Origin of the sequence: Clostridium frigoris (assembly GCF_018861865.1) — a bacterium.
Classification (GTDB): Bacteria; Bacillota; Clostridia; order Clostridiales; family Clostridiaceae; genus Clostridium_AD; species Clostridium_AD frigoris.
On record NZ_JAHLDV010000135.1, the window covers coordinates 1 to 1,524 of the forward strand.

General features: G+C 30.3%; 1 protein-coding gene and 2 rRNA genes. 2 read left to right on the forward strand and 1 reads right to left on the reverse strand.

Annotation, left to right across the window (positions count from 1 at the left end; all coding sequences use genetic code 11):
- Positions 1 to 78, forward strand: a 5S ribosomal RNA gene (rrf, locus tag KPL37_RS19410); the annotation flags it as partial.
- Between the two features lie 86 nt (positions 79 to 164).
- Positions 165 to 281: ribosomal RNA gene (gene rrf / locus KPL37_RS19415) — 5S ribosomal RNA — on the forward strand.
- Positions 282 to 341: 60 nt separating this feature from the next.
- On the opposite strand, the gene KPL37_RS19420 is transcribed toward rrf (KPL37_RS19415), so the two are convergent.
- Positions 342 to 1,076, reverse strand: a complete 735-nt coding sequence (locus tag KPL37_RS19420) for an NAD-dependent protein deacylase (RefSeq protein ID WP_216151711.1) — start codon at positions 1,074 to 1,076, stop codon at positions 342 to 344.
- Positions 1,077 to 1,524: the final 448 nt, after the last annotated feature.

Here is a 1,524-nt window from a genome sequence, read left to right on the forward strand (position 1 = left end):
CCGAACACGAAGGTTAAGCTTCAATGCGCCGATGGTACTGCAGGGGTAACCTTGTGGAAGAGTAGGTTGTCGCCAGGTTATAAAAAAACACTAAGTTTACTTAGTGTTTTTATTTTGCCCAAAATTAAATGAAGCTCAATTTTCAGAGAATATTTATATTCTCATCTGGTGATTATGGCTTGAAGGTAACACCCGTTCTCATAACGAACAGGTCGGTTAAAATTCAATGTAACCATGGTACTGCAGGGGTAATCTTGTGGAAGAGTAGGTTGTCGCCAGGTAATAAAAAAAGCACTAAGTTTACGTAGTGTTTTTTTGCGTTAAAATATAAATCAATTCTTTTAAAGTGATGCACAAACAGTGCTCAAAACTTTACCTATACTATCGTTAATTACTAAATTTGCTTGATTGTCATACTGGGTTGGAGACTTGTTGATGAGAATCAAGTTGGTTCCATTGAAATATTTAATTAGGTTTGCAGCTGGATATACTACAAGAGAGGTACCACCTACAATCAATGTATCAGCGTTGCTTATTGCTTTAATGGAACTTTCTAAGATAGTCATATCTAAACTTTCTTCATAAAGAACTACATCAGGTTTGACAATACCACTGCAACTGTCACATAGTGGAATTGTTGATTTACTAGCCAAAATATACTTTAAGTTGAAAGATTTATTGCATTTCATACAAAAATTTCTATGTATAGATCCATGAAGTTCATAAACATTTTTTGAACCTGCCATTTGGTGTAATCCATCAATATTTTGAGTAATTACAGCTTTTAATTTGTTTCTATTTTCAAGTTTTGATAATGCAATATGAGCAACATTTGGTACTGCATCAGTAAATATCATATTAGTTTTATAAAATTTAAAAAAATCTTCAGTATGATTTATAAAAAAAGAATGACTTAAAATAACTTCAGGAGAAAATTTTAGGTCATTTTTTACATTATACAAACCTTTTGCAGAACGGAAATCAGGAATGGAACTTTCTGTTGATACACCTGCACCTCCAAAAAAAACTATATTAGCACTGCTTTTTACTATTGTATCCAATGATTTGTAACACATAACATCAACCCCTTATATATATTATATCAGTTAAGCGATTAGTAGTTGTTAAATAAAATATAATAGTATGTTCTATATTAATTAATATTGGACAAGAAACAATATACTTATCCTAGTGTATCAACATGAGGTATTGGAGGATTAATAGTGAATAGTGGAGATAAATGAGAATAATTTAGATATATGAACCATAACGTTAATATGCAATAATTCTGTTATGGTAGAATACTCCTTGTCGTCGTAAGTAAGTGATGATGTCGAATATGAAGTAATAAATTGGTCTTTGAAAATTAAACAGAGAAATAGGTAAAGAAATGAAATAATATTTTATTTTAATCAGTCAATTACTTTAGTAAAAGTAATATTTTAGTCGTAAGACTAAAAAGTATGTAATGAGCTTGCTAACCAACTTAACAGTTGGCGCAGATTAATTATTTCAACAAAAAAG